The sequence below is a fragment of the Sphingobacterium sp. UBA6320 genome (assembly GCF_002440335.1).
Lineage (GTDB): Bacteria > Bacteroidota > Bacteroidia > Sphingobacteriales > Sphingobacteriaceae > Sphingobacterium.
The window spans coordinates 14,501-29,834 of record NZ_DJTA01000025.1 but is presented as its reverse complement, the minus strand read 5'-3'; the positions used below and the strand labels follow the sequence as shown (position 1 = coordinate 29,834).

The window sequence follows — 15,334 nt, the reverse complement described above, 5'->3', positions numbered from 1 at the left end:
TATACAACTATTTTCTTAAACCCTTTAAGAAAATCTTCATCATCTTTTTTTGTAAACTCAAGATATCGTCAAACTCATCTTTGGTCGGGAATAACATGTTTTTCATATCTTTCAAGATGCCCATGCGCATTCCAAATAAAGAATATAATAAAATTCGAGCTGTCTCTTCAATATCTTCAACCTCGATTTTATTGTGCTCTACGCCGATCACTAATATTTCAACAAAAAGTTCGACTTCCCTTACATGTGATTCTTTAAATACACGCTCCAATTCTTCAGGGAGCTCTTTGACCATATTGATCGTATATTCAAATAAATTATAGTACTTATTGATTTGTTCAACCCTTTTATCAAGTGTATACATCATGATTTCTTCAAAATCATCACAAGTATTAATTTTTTCTTTAATATCTTGAACCATTTTATCAATGACGTATTCAAATACAGCAGAATATAAACTATTCTTATCCGGGAAATAATAATAGAGCAGTGCTTTTGAAAAATTCAAATCAGTAGCAATTTCAGACATGGTTGTTTTTGCCATACCAAAATGCGCAAATCTACGTGTTGCCGCCTCCAATATCCTCGTTCTTTTTAAATCCGCATTTGCCATCAATTCAAAAATTAATTACACTTAATTACTGCTTTGTACTATCTTTACTAACTATTATATAAAGATAATTTATTTTTTTGATTTTTTGAAAAAACTAGTCAACAATGGGTATAAACATACAATCAGATATTTCTTTAAAAAAATACAACACATTCGGCATTGAGGAAGTTGCACACCATTTCATTGAGATCACTGAAGCAACTCAATTATTGGATGCTTATGAGTCTGGTATATTCGAAAAAGACTTTCTGACATTAGGCGGTGGAAGTAATATTTTATTCACCCATCCCTATGAAGGCTATATCATCAAAATTAACATCAAAGGAATAAATGCAAACCAAGTTCATCAGGAAATATTCCTAACCGCATCAGCCGGCGAAATCTGGAATGATCTCGTATGGTTCTGTGTTGATAATAATTATAACGGATTAGAAAACATGGCGCTTATCCCTGGTACAGTCGGAGCCTCTCCAGTCCAAAATATTGGAGCTTATGGCACTGAACTTATGGATATTTTTTACAGCTGCGTCGCATTTGATACACTTGAAGGTGTATTTAGGATTTTTTATAATGAAGATTGTCAATTTTCTTATCGAGATAGTATTTTCAAATCCGAACAAAAAGGTAGATACATTATTACAGAGGTAACGTATAAACTTAAAACTACTCCATCGATCAACACTTCATATGGAGCAATCAGCACGGAGCTTGAAAAACGCAAAATAACACATCCTACGATACGAGATATTGCAGAAGTGGTGTCGACTATTCGTGTCGAAAAATTACCAGACCCGAGCACAGTTGGAAATGCAGGAAGTTTTTTCAAGAATCCAATTATATCGGCTGAGCAGTTCAAGAAGATCAAATCATTATTTCCAGATATGATCAGTTATGATATGCCAGATGGACGTGTAAAACTTGCCGCAGGTTGGCTGATTGAGCAATGCAACTGGAAAGGTCGAGTCATCGGTCAAGCAGGTGTATGGAAGAACCAAGCCCTTGTACTAATAAATATACAATCAGCTACAGGAAATGAAATTTTTGAATTATCGTCTAAAATAATAAACGATGTGTATCAAAAATTCAATGTGAAATTAGAACGTGAAGTAAATATTTTTTGATTTTTAATAAAAAAATATTTCATAAAAATTTTTATAAAAAAGCGCCCTATTAGGTATTTGAATTAGTGTTTATAGAAAAACAACTTTTCTATAAACGAAACTTCCTGTTAAATATTTATTAATTTAATATCAATTCTCAATAATTAGCATACTATTTGCAATCAGTTTACTGAACCGTATTAAAATCGCTGAGGAATTTACATTTTATTTCTCTCTCAGTGTTTTGCAAACCATTCATTTTAAAGTGAATATAAATTCAGTGATATGACTAAGTATGAATTCAACTCATTAGTGGTAGAGCAATCCGACTCCCTAAAACACTATGCAAAGAAATTTACAAATGACACCGAAGATGCAAATGATTTGGTGCAAGACACAATGTTAAAGGCTGTTACCTATTTCAACAACTTTAGAGAGGGAACCAATTTAAAAGGTTGGTTATATACTATTATGAAAAATACATTCATTAACAATTACAGAAGAATTGTTAAAACGAATTCTTTCATAACTAAAGAAGAAGAAATTTCAAGTGCTAACTTGATCTTGTCAGCATCAAAAAATCAAGGTGAAAATAAATTTGTTATGGAAGATATACATACCGCGCTTTCTAAGCTTTCAGAAGACTACTATGTCCCTTTTAGCATGTATTTTGAAGGATTTAAGTATCATGAAATTTCAGAATATTTAGCAATTCCTATTGGTACTGTCAAAACACGAATACATATCGCTCGAAAAGTTATGAAAAAATCATTATCCACTTATAAACTTATCGACTAAGTTTTATACCTTCGATTCATGGATCATCATGAAGCACTTCCCGTATATTCCAAATCGAAACTTGCATTGAGAAATGGTCAAGATCGGCCGGAAATATGGGTGGCTTTTCAAGGATTAATATACGATGTCACAGCAAGTAGATTGTGGAGATCCGGAAAACACTATGAGCATTGGGCGGGTCAAGACCTAACTGAGGAGCTTTCAGAAGCTCCTCACTCAGATCAAGTATTTCTTAAGTTTCCAATAATAGGAAAAATAGGATAATTAAATATCAAATTTAGCTAAAGAAACGAAAGCCTTCAATCGAGCTTCGATTTCTTCCTGCGTTAAAGTCTGCAAGCGTTCAGTACCAAATTTCTCAACACAGAATGATGCTAATGCGGATCCATAGACCACAGCATTTTTCATATTGGTAAAGTTAATTGTTTTCACTTTAGCCAAATAGCCGATAAAACCACCTGCAAACGCATCACCCGCACCGGTTGGATCAAATACTTCAGCCAAAGGCAATGCTGGAGCTGAGAAAATCTGTCCTTCACCGAATAATAAAGCACCATGCTCTCCTTTTTTAATGATCAAATATTTTGGTCCCATTTCAAGAATAACAGCAGCAGCTTTTACCAACGAATACTCACCAGATAGCTGACGAGCCTCACCATCATTAATAGTTAATACATCAACATGTTTCAATACCGCTTTCAAATCATCCATAGCGATATCCATCCAGAAATTCATGGTATCTAAAACAACCAATTTAGGTTTGTTTTTTAGGCGATTTAAAGTCGTCATCTGAACTTGAGGAGTCGCATTGCCCAATAACAAAAATTCGCAATCTTGGTAACTCTCAGGAATAATCGGATCAAAATTTTCCAATACATTCAATTCAGTAGTGATGGTATCACGACTGTTCATATCGTTATGATACTTACCAGCCCAGAAAAATGATTTACCCCCCTCTATGATCTGGATACCCTCAACATCTACACCTTTACTCGTAATGATATTGAGATTATCATCTCCAAAATCTTCACCGATTACGCCTACTAATTTTACTTGGTCATATAAGAAAGACGCTGAAAGTGCTGCGAAAGTTCCCGCTCCACCAACAATTTTATCTGTCTTACCAAAAGGTGTTTCGATAGCGTCGAATGCCACCGTCCCCATTACTACTAAACTCATAGTGTATAAATAAATAACTTTAAACAAAAAAAACCGGCTTTTTAGCCGGTTTAACCTAATGCTCCTGAAGCTGGGCTCGAACCAGCGACCCTCTGATTAACAGTCAGATGCTCTAACCAGCTGAGCTATTCAGGAATCTTCTCAAGAAAGATGACTATATATCCTTCTCTTTTGATGCCACAAAAATAGCTAAATTCAACGTATTTCCAAATTATTTTAAATATTTTTTACTTTTTTTTATCGAAATTATGATCATATTTAGATTATAAAATAGTAGCGATTGAAAACAAAGCAATTACATCATCCTATTACTTTAATAATTTGATTTAAATTTATTCCCTTATGCACAAAGTTGCTGTAAAAACAAGCACCCTTCTTCTCTTAGCCGCACTTGTTGTGAGTTGTAGCAAAAAAAATGTAACAGATGATGAACCGATAAAAGAGCCCGATACAAAAACCACACGTATCGAAAGATTGACAGACTCTCTTTTCTATTATGCAACAGATGCATATTTATGGAACACCGATCTTCCGACGTATACCGTTTTCAATCCACGACAATACAGCAAAGGAACTGATGAATATGAAAACCTCAACGCCGAACTATTTGCCATTACACGTTACGGTATAAATCCGAAGACGACACGACCTTATGAATATAGTTCCGATAATGAAACAAAATATAGTTATATCGACAAAGAAAGTTATAATGGGAGTACCGCTTTTATTAGAAAGAACGAATCAGCATCTCTCGACTTAGAAGGAAATGGAAATGACTTTGGTTTGAAAGTAGGTCTTTATGGAACCAATACAGACTACGACATTAAAATACAATTAACCTATACTGGTTCTCCAGCCGCTATAAAGCAGTTAGATCGTGGAGATGTAATCACACATATCGATGGCATTAAATATGGATCCAACTTCAACAGTGAAATAACAGCACTAAACAAAGCCCTATTTGATAGTGAATCAACCACAATCAAAGGGATAAAACTTGATGGAAAATCATTTGAATTCACATTAAATAAAGCAAGATATAAAACTCGTTCAGTTGTCAAAGATAGTGTGTATACCAGTGGAGCCAATAAAATTGGCTATTTTGCATTCACTTCATTTTCTAGCTTGGAACATACACAAGCCGATCTGACCAACACCTTTAATAAGTTCCAAACTGCAGGTGTTACGGATCTGATTATCGACTTACGCTATAATGGTGGTGGCTACATCAATACTGCTCAGTTTATTGCCAATAAAATTGCTCCAGCCTCTCTAAATGGGCAGCTGATGTTTTCAGAACATTATAATAGTACCATGCAAAACAACAAAACGCAATATCTGAAGAACCTGCCTTATCAGACAACGGATCGAATGGGAAATCCTGTAACGAGTAATTACGGTAATATTGATTATAGTGTTTCTGGCAATACATTTAAGTTTGCCCCAACCGGAAATTTAAATATCAAATCCATTGTATTTATTGTTACAGATAATACTGCTTCGGCCAGTGAACTACTCATTAACATCTTTAAGCCGTATTTAAATGTAAAATTAGTAGGTGAAAAAACCTATGGAAAACCGGTCGGATTCTTTCCTTTGACTATTGGAGGTTATGATGTCTACATGAGCATGTTTACATCGAAGAATTCAAAGAATGAAAGTGATTACTTTGATGGCATGTCCGTTGATAAAGCTAGCAGAGATGATGCAGATTATGCATTGGGAGACTTAAAAGAGCAATCATTACAAGCAGCCTATAATTACATTACCACGGGCAGTTATCTCAATAGCTCATCTGCAATTTCAAGTATACGGACATCAACGACCCAAATCAAAAAATTAAAGGATTTATCCCCCAATCAATTCAAAGGGATGGTAGAACATCGATTAAAAACAAGATAAACGCAGAAAGCCTTTCCAAAATGGAAAGGCTTTAATTTTTGTCTTCTCATGCGCAATTCTCAAATCAGATGATTGTTTCATCACCTAAATTGATCGATATAAGAATCGATATAAGAAATGATCACTATATAAGATACATTTAGCAAAGAGTAATGATCACGCATGATCAATGACCATCGGTTTCAGAATCCTTTCCTTAAAGGTCTTTCCGGATCCAGAAACAGAAAATCTTTCAAAATCGTCCAGGCTTTTTATTTTTTGCAGTTCTAGATTGAGATCAGGATCAGATTTTATCGTAGATAAAACGGCAGGGTCATCTTTCATGAAATCAGACAGAATAATAACACCTTTTTCCAATCCAAGAGCAATCAATTCAGAAAACTTCGTATTGGCATATACATGTTCGGGTTTTCTAAAATACTCATTATTGAGCTGAACATATTTACCTGCAATCCATAAAGCGGTCTTTTCACTCTTAACACCAATCTTCCCATCCTGAACAGCAAGTTCATTTATAAAATGATGCACCTCAACAATATTGATTAAGCCAAAATGATATAAATCCCTCATCGTATAATCAATCCTATCCGCACAAAGGGCAGGAAGGGGCATCTCAAGCAAAGTATATTTTGGATCTTCCAGTAAAGAAGTACTGAATCCATGTTTAGTGAGAATAGATGGTATAGTGGAATTTGCAATTACTTCTTTAAAAATTTGCTCATGATAATCTTCTCCTGACTTTTGCAGGACATAATCGCTAACATGTGAAAAAGCAGTATGGGAGACATCGTGCAAAAGGGCAGCAATCTGCTCTTCCAGACTACCTCCAAGTTTCTTCACAAGAAGCATCACTCCGATCGCATGTTCATATCTGCTGTGACTAACATGTGGTGAAACCAAAAAAACCGCACCTCCCTGATGAATATTTTTTAATCTTTGAACCGGTGCCGAACTTATGAGATCGCTGAGGATATCTTCAAGTTCGAAATTGCCATAAAAAATATCCATTAACGTCATCATACAAATATAATAGATTTAGATAATGGTAGAGATAAACAAAAGGAATAATACGATTTTCTGATGATCTAGAAATTTAAAATCAGTTTTTATAATTGTATGGAGATTGTTCATTGGTATTCACCGAAAAGTTGACCTACAATGAGGGCAAGATCGAAGCGCCAATGTCGGCTTTATTTATGAACTTACACCTCCGGCTTAGAGCAGACTATGGGATAAAAAAAAAGGAAAGCGACCGTTTTACCGTGCTTTCCCTTTTGCTCCTGAAGCTGGGCTCGAACCAGCGACCCTCTGATTAACAGTCAGATGCTCTAACCAGCTGAGCTATTCAGGAATCATTCAAGAGTATATTGCTATAGCTCTTTTTGGTTTTAAGAATTTACATTCTTATCTTTTAAATAAATTCAATCTAGACTATCGATTGAATGACGATTTTACTATCTAAAATCGCTTTGCTCCTGAAGCTGGGCTCGAACCAGCGACCCTCTGATTAACAGTCAGATGCTCTAACCAGCTGAGCTATTCAGGAATCCGGTTAATTTTCCGAAGCGTCATTTCCGTTTCGGTGATGCAATTATCGGAAGATTATTGCAATCCTACAAATCTTTTAAAAACATTTTTTGCAACTCCCTCGCTTCCAACAAGAATAATTTTTATCCCATTTAGATCAAAACACCCTTTAAGAGCAAAACAGCAAACGTGAAGTAAATCAGAAGACCCGTTACGTCAACTAAAGTGGATACAAATGGAGCCGACGAACTGGCAGGATCTGCACCAAGTTTTCTTAAAATAAAAGGGAGCATTGATCCCATCAACGAACCCCAAAGCACAACACCTACCAACGAAAAGCTGACCACAAGACCGACTAAAACCCAATGTTCACCATAAGCATGCGAAAATCCCTGCCAAGTCATAATTCGGATAAATCCTAAAATCCCAAGTATAAGACCCAACATAAATCCAGAGACTAATTCTCTCTTCATCACTCTCCACCAATCACCTAGTGTAACCTCACCCAGTGCCATGGCCTGAATAATTAATGTCGAAGCTTGTGAGCCACTATTACCACCACTCGATATAATGAGTGGCATCAAAGCAAAAAGCATGATAGCACTCGCTAATTGATGCTCAAAATGCTCGATGACGGTAGCTGTCAACAATTGTCCAAAAAACAAGACCACTAACCATCCAGATCGCTTTTTGACCAGATTGACAATAGACACATCCAAATAAGGTTCATCCAAAGCCTCCGTTCCCCCAAACCGCTGCATATCCTCAGTATACTCCTCATTTGCGACCCATAAAATATCATCAATCGTCACAATCCCCAACATGATTCCCGCTTTATCAACAACAGGCAATGCAACACGATTATTCATTCGAAAGATATTAACAGCCTCCTCCTGAGGATCATTGGCATTTAAAGAAATCAATCTATTATCGATAAGATCACCAACGACAACATTGGGGTCTGCCATCAGGACATCTTTAATACGAATATCATCGATCAATTTGCCGGCAGCATCAATAACATATAACACATCAATAGTTTCCGAATTTTTTCCATATTGACGAATATGTTCTAAAATTCGAATGATATTCCAGTGAGGTTTGACAGTGATATAATCAGGCGTCATCAAACGACCAACACTATCTTCCGGATATCCTAATAAAGAAAGAGCTTCTTTCCGATCTTTTGGAGGTAATAAAATAATTAATTGTTTTACGACATCACCATCCTTCAATTCACTAAAAAAGGAAGTTCGATCATCGGGGGGCATTTCATTAATCAGTTCACTAATTTTACCACCAGAAAGCTTCTTAAAAATACGCTCCTGGGTAGGGAAATCCAAGATACGAAATACATTAACAGCACGGTTCAGATTTAAGGTCTCGATGAAGATATGGGCATACTCGGGAAGCTCATCGATCAGTGCCTCCACATCTGAAATATTTAGTTCATTTAAATATGCTTGTAATCCATCAGTATCCTTCGACTCAATGAACTGTTCAATTTGTTCAACTTGCATTTCCAATTCTTCCATAGTTCCCTTTCTTTACTAATATGCTACATCGGTGTATTTAAAATTTTATGCAAAAATCGTCTTTTTAAAAATAATATAAGAATTTATTTATAGTCTATTCCAAATACTTATTTTCACTTACGCATCGATGACAAAAAACAATATGAACTTCATTTTCATTTCATTTGAGAAAGGTAAGCAACTCTACGCGGTAATTCAAAACAATTAAAAAACAAGACATATTGTCACTCACACATCTATCCGAAAGAAGTGAAATTTTTGAAATAGAATTTGAGGATAAATTAAAATAGATCCACGCATGTGCACAACTATAGCGTATCAAGAAACTCCTAATAGGTCGATTTAGATTAATCGTATTCCAAATCGATCCCTGAATCAGATACTCCTTTAAAATCAAGCAATCACGCAGTTAAAATAGATAGAATAAAAGTTGTAAAAATAGAGAAACAAAGAAACAGAATACTCATTATCAATTGATTGAAATAAAAAAACACCAAAATAAGTAAATTAAAATAAAAAACTTATATTTAGTAATCGATTTATAAAAAAGCACAAGTATAATAACAAACTATAACATAACCACTTAATAACCAAATGGTAAATAAATCATTAAATTAACAAACAGGAATAATACTAAACTAATTAGCAATCAATGAAAACAACGATATAAAACTACCGTAAGTACATGAAAATCTACCTGTTATCTTTAATATTCTCTATTTTCACTTTCCATACTAGTTACTGTCAAATTTTTGAAGACAGTCAAGCCCCTCCGTCACAAAATTGGCATCAGACTGACTGTAAGGAATTTAGACTTATTTTCCCAATTGAAATGGAAAAGAAAGCCTCTACCCTAGCCGATCAAATTATACAATATCTAAGGATAAATGGTAAAGATTTACAGATAAAACCTCGAAAAATATCACTCATTCTACAAAACACAGAGCTGCGACCTAATGGATTTGTACAGTTAGCTCCTCGAAAATCCGAATTATATAGCAGTCCCTCACCCGAACCAGATAACCAAGAGTGGCTATCCAATCTAGCATTACATGAATTGAGGCACGTTGCACAATTTGACAAATTGACAGGAAAACTAAAAGCTCCTTTTTTAGAACAATTAGCACTCGCCATTTATGGATTAACGTTACCGTCGTGGTATTTCGAAGGCGACGCTGTCTGGACAGAAACCTTTTATTCAAAAGGTGGAAGAGGCAGAATCCCATCTTTTGAAATGACTTTAAAAGCGAATGAAAGAAGCGATAAAAAATACAGATTTGAAAAATACATACTCGGATCCTATCGCGATAAAATTCCGAGCTATTATACAATAGGCTATTTCATGACTGAATATCTAAAACGAAATTTTAAAGAAAATTTTGAACCAGAACTATATCAAAATATCAACAAAAATCTACTGACCCCATACAATTTCAGTCGATCATTAAAGAAAACAACAGGATATAATACAACAGGTTTGTTCACTAACACGATGAGCGCCCTGAATAATAAGTGGACACAAAATGAACAAACAAACGCATCCTCTGCATACCCAATAATTGAATTTAAAAGCAATAAAAACTATCAAGATTGGCTGCTACCGAAAAGTGATGAACACAGCAATTATTTTTCCATTTTGCAAACTCCCCATAACACCTCTGAAATTATTAAGACAGATCCTGATCATCATATTTCAACACTCATAAAATTAGGTTACCAAACGGTACCAAATTATGATATGCGAAATAATATGATTGTATGGGATGAAGTAAGGAGAGATCTGCGATATACAAAAAGATCCTATAATGTTATCAATCTGTATCATTTAGAAACAAAAAAGCAAGAACAAATCAGCTCTAAAAGTCGCTATTTCTACCCCATTATACATCCACATAAACCAGAGATCCTCACCCTTGAAGTCGATCTAAGTAACCAAACTGCAATTGTCATAATCGACATCACAACAAAAAAAGTACTAAAGAAAATCCCGATCGACCCCGCTATATTTCTCCAACAACCCTCATTTAATGCTGACGGATCAAAAATAGTCGCTATTGCAATTTCAAATAAAGGAACAAATTTAGCGGAAATAGTATTAAACTCTGGACAGATCACATTACTGCAAAAATGGGGAAATGAACAATTTGAAAGACCTCAATATATAGACGAAGATCAGATTTTATTTAAAGCGCAATACTCGGGGCTAGATAATATATATCAATACCATAAGCGATCAAAAAAATTGACAAAGCTCACGAATGTCCCGTTTGGTGCATTCAATCCTTTTTATGACCCCTATAAAAAGGAAATTCTATTTAATAACTATCAATATAACGGATATAAAATATCAAAAACAGCGCTACTGAATAACGATTCACTAAATGCAAATTCCTTTACCCTAGTGATGACTGATATAGATCAAAGTATAGAAAAACAATTTTCCAATTATTCCGATACCACAGCACAACATACAATATCTCCTTATAAAGGTTTATCCAGAACATTTAATTTTCACAGCCTATCATTAAGCAATACTAATTTCGAAAGCTTAGACAACTTTAAACCAGGTATATTTTGGCTCTCCAACAACATACTCAATACCACACAAATTGTTCTCGGATATGAGTACGATACAGATATTAAAAAATCTATCTATTCTGCTACCCTAAATTACAATAAGTACTTTCCAAAATTCACTTTGAAATATGAGAATAGAGGGCAGATAGGTACAGCTAACATTAATAATAAAACAGATAGCACCATCAACTTTGATTGGAGAGAACATGATGTAAGCGGACAAATATCCATACCGCTGGCTTATTACAGCAAAAACTATGTTTATAGCACAGGATTTAATTTTGCAACATCCTACCTTCAACGATACGATTTAAGTATGAATAGTTTGAAAAAATTCAACTCAAAGGTATTATTCCCATTAACCTATCAATTTTACTGGAATAGAAATGCGATGATGTCAAAAATGGATATAACACCAAGATGGGGACAAAACTTCAGCATCACATACCGTCATCTCCCCTTTGACAATCAACAAGGCACATTATTTTCAATCAGAAGCGGTTTCTATATTCCAGGATTGGCTACCAATCATGGTTTCCAAGTACGGTTTGGATATCAAAAAGCATCAGGCCGCTATCAGTACAGCAATGATATTCCAACCATTAGCGGATATGGGTATTACAAATATGAAAAAATTAAGAATACGCTATTAATAAATTACAGATTTCCTATTAGCTATCCCGATTGGGCTATTGGCGGTTTAACCTATATCAAACGGATCAAAGGCGGAGTATTTGCCGACTACCAAAATATACATCATCAATCCGATATCAGTCCAAAAACCTTTGGCCTCTCTGTATCTGCAGATTTTAATGCCTTTAGATTTCCATTGCCAAATTTTGAAGCAAGTCTCAAATTGACTTATATCAATGATATCACAGCTAGCCAGAAAGTTGTTCCCGTATTTAGTCTCAACTACACTTACTAACGACAAAAGGCATCACATCGATGCCTTTTGCTTCATTATTTTTATGATTAATTAATCCTCTATAGCTTTTACACCAGGTAATACCTTACCCTCCATATATTCTAGCAAAGCACCACCACCTGTCGATACATAGCTTACTTGTTCAGTCATGCCAAATTTAGAAACCGCAGCAGCAGAATCTCCACCACCGATCAAGGAGAAAGCACCCTTTTCAGTTGCACTCACCACTGCATCTGCAACAGCTTTTGTTCCAGTAGCAAAAGTATCAAATTCAAAAACACCCATAGGACCATTCCAAAGAATCGTTTTAGACGCCTCGATTACTTTCGCAAAAGCAGCACCCGATTCCTTACCGATATCAAGACCTTGCAATTCTGCAGGGATCTCATCATTAGGACCATCATACACTTGAGCATCATTAGCAAATTTATCTGCAATCTGAGCATCAGTAGGTAGTATTAATTTCACACCTTTATCAGCAGCTTTCTTAACCAATGCTGTAGCCAAATCCAACTTATCAAGTTCTACCAATGATTTTCCGATCTCACCGCCACGAGCCTTTACAAAAGTATAAGCCATACCACCACCGATAATCAAATTATCAACACGGTCCAATAAAGCTTCGATTAATTCTAATTTATCTGAAACCTTAGCCCCGCCCATAATAGCAGTGAATGGACGTTCAGCCTTATTTAAAACTTTCTCTGCATTTCCAAGTTCTGCAGCCATTAAATAACCAAAATATTTGGCATCAGGAAAAAATTGTGCAATCACTGCAGTAGAAGCATGTGCACGATGCGCTGTACCAAAAGCATCATTCACATACACATCTCCCAATTTCGCTAACTTCTCAGCAAAAGCGACATCACCCTTTTCTTCCTCTTTATAAAAACGAAGATTTTCTAAAAGTAATACTTGACCAGGTTTCAAGTTCTTCGCTTTATCTACAGCCTCTTCACCAATACAATCATTTGCAAATTGAACATCTACACCTAAAACTTGAGATAAATGGGATACAATGTGTTTTAATGAATATTTATCCGTCGGTCCGTCTTTTGGTCTACCTAAGTGTGACATCAAAATAACCGATCCACCATCAGTTAAGATCTTTTTAATCGTAGGAGTTGCACCTTGAATTCTATTATCGTCTGTAATATTAAAATTATCATCTAAGGGAACGTTAAAATCAACACGTATCAGCGCTTTTTTGTCAGCGAAGTTTAAATTATCTACTGTTTTCATTTCTATTGTTTTTGTGAAGTATTACTAGTCCATTCAAATGGACAGCTAAATATAAAAAAAGCCTTTTACTATCCGAATAATAAAAGGCTTTTTTTGATAAATTTGAAAAGAATTAATGTATTTCAATCGAATATGGCAATTTTGCCATAATACCCGTTTGACTGGAAACATTTTTAATTACATTAAAATAATTATAAAACTCCCCCATTTGTTGCTGAGCCATCCAGATCTGCACCTTTTCCTTAGATGAATTTAAAAACATAGATAAGGCATCATCTTTAGCCGGATATTGCTTGACCGCATATTGAGCTATTTTAGCTTTTTTAGCAGCAGATTTTATAGCATCATCGATACCACCAATACGATCTACCAAACCGATTTCAAGCGCTTGTTTACCCGTCCAGACACGACCTTGACCAATAGTATCAACCTGAGCAACAGTTATTTTTCTTCCATCCGAAACACGTTTCATAAATGTTTGATACACACGATTCACTTCCATCTGGATGATATCACGTTCTTCAGCAGTTAAAGGTCTATCGGGAACCATACCCAAATCCGAAAACTTACCTGTTTTAACACCATCAAAGTGTACACCAATTTTATTGTTCAACAAGTTTTTAAAATTGGGAATCACACCAAACACGCCGATGGAACCTGTAATTGTATTATTCTCCGCAAAGATAGAATCCGCGGCAGCAGAAATATAATAACCACCAGAAGCAGCATAATCACCCATAGAAACAACGATCGGTTTTACCTTTTTTGTCAATTCGACCTCTCTCCAAATAACATCAGAAGCTAAAGCAGATCCTCCAGGTGAATTAACGCGAAAAACTACAGCTTTCACATCTTCATTCTCACGCAACTTCCGAAGCTCTCTAGAGATTTTATCCGAGCCTATTTCATCTTTAGATCCTTCACCACTTACAATTGCACCTTCAGCATACAAAACCGCGACTTGAGATGTCTCAGAACTGGTATTTGTTTTCGATTTATAATCCATTAAAGATACAACGGATAGATCATCCTTTGCCGATACGTTCAGTTTTTTCTTTAATTCTGAAATCAGTTCATCTTTATAGAATTTAGCGTCAGCCAATTTATAACGCACAGCATCATCTGCATTTCGAACCAAATAATTATGAGCAATATTCCGCAATGAATCCGCACTCATTTTTCTAGAAGTTGAAATCTCCTGAATAAAAGAATCATAGATACTTCCCAAATATGAATTTACTTGCAAACGGTTTGCAGCACTCATTTCATTTAAGAAATACGGTTCAACCGCACTTTTAAAAGTCCCGACTTTGACCACCTGCATATCAACTCCAAATTTATCGAAAGCATCTTTCATAAACATAGTAGAACTGGCCAAACCTTTAAAATCAATCGTTCCTTCTGGATTTACATATATTTGATCAGCAACACTCGCTAGGTAATATGCTTTTTGAGAATAGCTTTCATTATAAGCAACGATAAACTTACCTGATGATTTAAAATCCAGCAAAGCATCTCTAATTTCTTTTAGACTAGCAAATCCAGTAGCGATTGTGCTCGCATCCATATAGATGCCTTTAATTTTACCATCCTCCTTTGCATTTCTAATTCTAGCAAGAATATCATCCAAACCTAGATTCTTCAAGTTATAGCCCGGGATATCCAGAGAGCCAAATGGATTTTCCACCGAACGCTCTGAAATCGCATGATTAAAAGTAAGGTATAAAAGCGTATTATCTTTCACGATAACCTCCTTTTCCGAAGAAGCTGAAGTCACCAATGCACCTATAATACCGAGTGCTATAACAAATAAAACTACTGTTGATATCACAATTCCAGTGACAGTAGCCAGTACATATTTAAAAAATGATCTCATATAATAAAAAATCTAAAGTTCAATTGATTCATTAGTTGTCAATTCTGTACAAATGTT

General features: G+C 35.2%; 11 protein-coding genes and 3 tRNA genes. 5 read left to right on the top strand and 9 right to left on the bottom strand.

Annotated elements, in window-relative coordinates; all coding sequences use genetic code 11:
* Positions 1-7 precede the first annotated feature (7 nt).
* Positions 8-613, bottom strand: a complete 606-nt coding sequence (locus B3P23_RS16635; RefSeq protein ID WP_045754819.1) for a TetR/AcrR family transcriptional regulator — start codon at positions 611-613, stop codon at positions 8-10.
* A gap of 104 nt (positions 614-717) precedes the next feature.
* Between B3P23_RS16635 and murB the strand changes: the two genes are divergently transcribed.
* The 3 genes from murB to B3P23_RS16620 all read left to right on the top strand — a co-directional run bounded on the left by murB (position 718) and on the right by B3P23_RS16620 (position 2,775).
* Positions 718-1,734, top strand: a complete 1,017-nt coding sequence (gene murB / locus B3P23_RS16630) for a UDP-N-acetylmuramate dehydrogenase (protein WP_045754820.1) — start codon at positions 718-720, stop codon at positions 1,732-1,734.
* A 264-nt stretch (positions 1,735-1,998) separates the two neighbouring features.
* Positions 1,999-2,511, top strand: a complete 513-nt coding sequence (locus B3P23_RS16625; RefSeq protein ID WP_045754821.1) for an RNA polymerase sigma factor — start codon at positions 1,999-2,001, stop codon at positions 2,509-2,511.
* Between the two features lie 18 nt (positions 2,512-2,529).
* Positions 2,530-2,775 (top strand): cytochrome b5 domain-containing protein, encoded by a 246-nt coding sequence (locus tag B3P23_RS16620; RefSeq protein WP_045754822.1) that lies wholly within the window; start codon positions 2,530-2,532, stop codon positions 2,773-2,775.
* On the opposite strand, the gene B3P23_RS16615 is transcribed toward B3P23_RS16620, so the two are convergent.
* Positions 2,776-3,690, bottom strand: a complete 915-nt coding sequence (locus B3P23_RS16615) for a PfkB family carbohydrate kinase (protein ID WP_045754823.1) — start codon at positions 3,688-3,690, stop codon at positions 2,776-2,778.
* Between the two features lie 61 nt (positions 3,691-3,751).
* Positions 3,752-3,825, bottom strand: a tRNA-Asn gene (locus B3P23_RS16610).
* A 207-nt stretch (positions 3,826-4,032) separates the two neighbouring features.
* On the opposite strand from B3P23_RS16610, the gene B3P23_RS16605 reads away from it, so the two are divergent.
* Positions 4,033-5,592, top strand: a complete 1,560-nt coding sequence (locus B3P23_RS16605; RefSeq protein WP_094772852.1) for a S41 family peptidase — start codon at positions 4,033-4,035, stop codon at positions 5,590-5,592.
* Between the two features lie 156 nt (positions 5,593-5,748).
* Here B3P23_RS16605 and B3P23_RS16600 read toward each other — a convergent pair whose 3' ends face one another.
* The 4 genes from B3P23_RS16600 to mgtE form a co-directional block, all read right to left on the bottom strand.
* A complete protein-coding gene (locus B3P23_RS16600; protein WP_293928220.1) occupies positions 5,749-6,612 on the bottom strand; it encodes an HD domain-containing protein in 864 nt (287 codons plus the stop codon).
* A gap of 257 nt (positions 6,613-6,869) precedes the next feature.
* Positions 6,870-6,943: transfer RNA gene (locus B3P23_RS16595), tRNA-Asn, on the bottom strand.
* 121 nt (positions 6,944-7,064) lie between these two features.
* Positions 7,065-7,138: transfer RNA gene (locus tag B3P23_RS16590), tRNA-Asn, on the bottom strand.
* Positions 7,139-7,271: 133 nt separating this feature from the next.
* Entirely contained in the window at positions 7,272-8,654 is a 1,383-nt protein-coding gene (mgtE, locus tag B3P23_RS16585; protein ID WP_045753400.1) for a magnesium transporter, read from the bottom strand.
* 832 nt (positions 8,655-9,486) lie between these two features.
* Here mgtE and B3P23_RS16580 point away from each other — a divergent pair.
* Complete coding sequence (locus B3P23_RS16580) at positions 9,487-12,159, top strand: TolB family protein (protein WP_293928217.1); 2,673 nt, start codon at positions 9,487-9,489, stop codon at positions 12,157-12,159.
* A 51-nt stretch (positions 12,160-12,210) separates the two neighbouring features.
* On the opposite strand, the gene B3P23_RS16575 is transcribed toward B3P23_RS16580, so the two are convergent.
* Both B3P23_RS16575 and sppA read right to left on the bottom strand, forming a co-directional pair.
* The gene (locus B3P23_RS16575) at positions 12,211-13,401 is read right to left on the bottom strand and encodes a phosphoglycerate kinase (RefSeq protein WP_045753398.1); all 1,191 of its coding nucleotides are present in this window, start codon (positions 13,399-13,401) and stop codon (positions 12,211-12,213) included.
* 112 nt (positions 13,402-13,513) lie between these two features.
* Positions 13,514-15,277: a signal peptide peptidase SppA gene (gene sppA / locus B3P23_RS16570; protein WP_293928214.1), complete on the bottom strand. Its 1,764-nt coding sequence runs from the start codon at positions 15,275-15,277 to the stop codon at positions 13,514-13,516.
* Between the last annotated feature and the right edge of the window lie 57 nt (positions 15,278-15,334).

Coding starts and splice junctions, on each gene's coding strand:
- B3P23_RS16635 (WP_045754819.1), bottom strand. CDS start 613: ATGGCAAATGCGGATTTAAAAAGAACGAGGATATTGGAGGCGGCAACA.
- murB (WP_045754820.1), top strand. CDS start 718: ATGGGTATAAACATACAATCAGATATTTCTTTAAAAAAATACAACACA.
- B3P23_RS16625 (WP_045754821.1), top strand. CDS start 1,999: ATGACTAAGTATGAATTCAACTCATTAGTGGTAGAGCAATCCGACTCC.
- B3P23_RS16620 (WP_045754822.1), top strand. CDS start 2,530: ATGGATCATCATGAAGCACTTCCCGTATATTCCAAATCGAAACTTGCA.
- B3P23_RS16615 (WP_045754823.1), bottom strand. CDS start 3,690: ATGAGTTTAGTAGTAATGGGGACGGTGGCATTCGACGCTATCGAAACA.
- B3P23_RS16605 (WP_094772852.1), top strand. CDS start 4,033: ATGCACAAAGTTGCTGTAAAAACAAGCACCCTTCTTCTCTTAGCCGCA.
- B3P23_RS16600 (WP_293928220.1), bottom strand. CDS start 6,612: ATGATGACGTTAATGGATATTTTTTATGGCAATTTCGAACTTGAAGAT.
- mgtE (WP_045753400.1), bottom strand. CDS start 8,654: ATGGAAGAATTGGAAATGCAAGTTGAACAAATTGAACAGTTCATTGAG.
- B3P23_RS16580 (WP_293928217.1), top strand. CDS start 9,487: ATGGAAAAGAAAGCCTCTACCCTAGCCGATCAAATTATACAATATCTA.
- B3P23_RS16575 (WP_045753398.1), bottom strand. CDS start 13,401: ATGAAAACAGTAGATAATTTAAACTTCGCTGACAAAAAAGCGCTGATA.
- sppA (WP_293928214.1), bottom strand. CDS start 15,277: ATGAGATCATTTTTTAAATATGTACTGGCTACTGTCACTGGAATTGTG.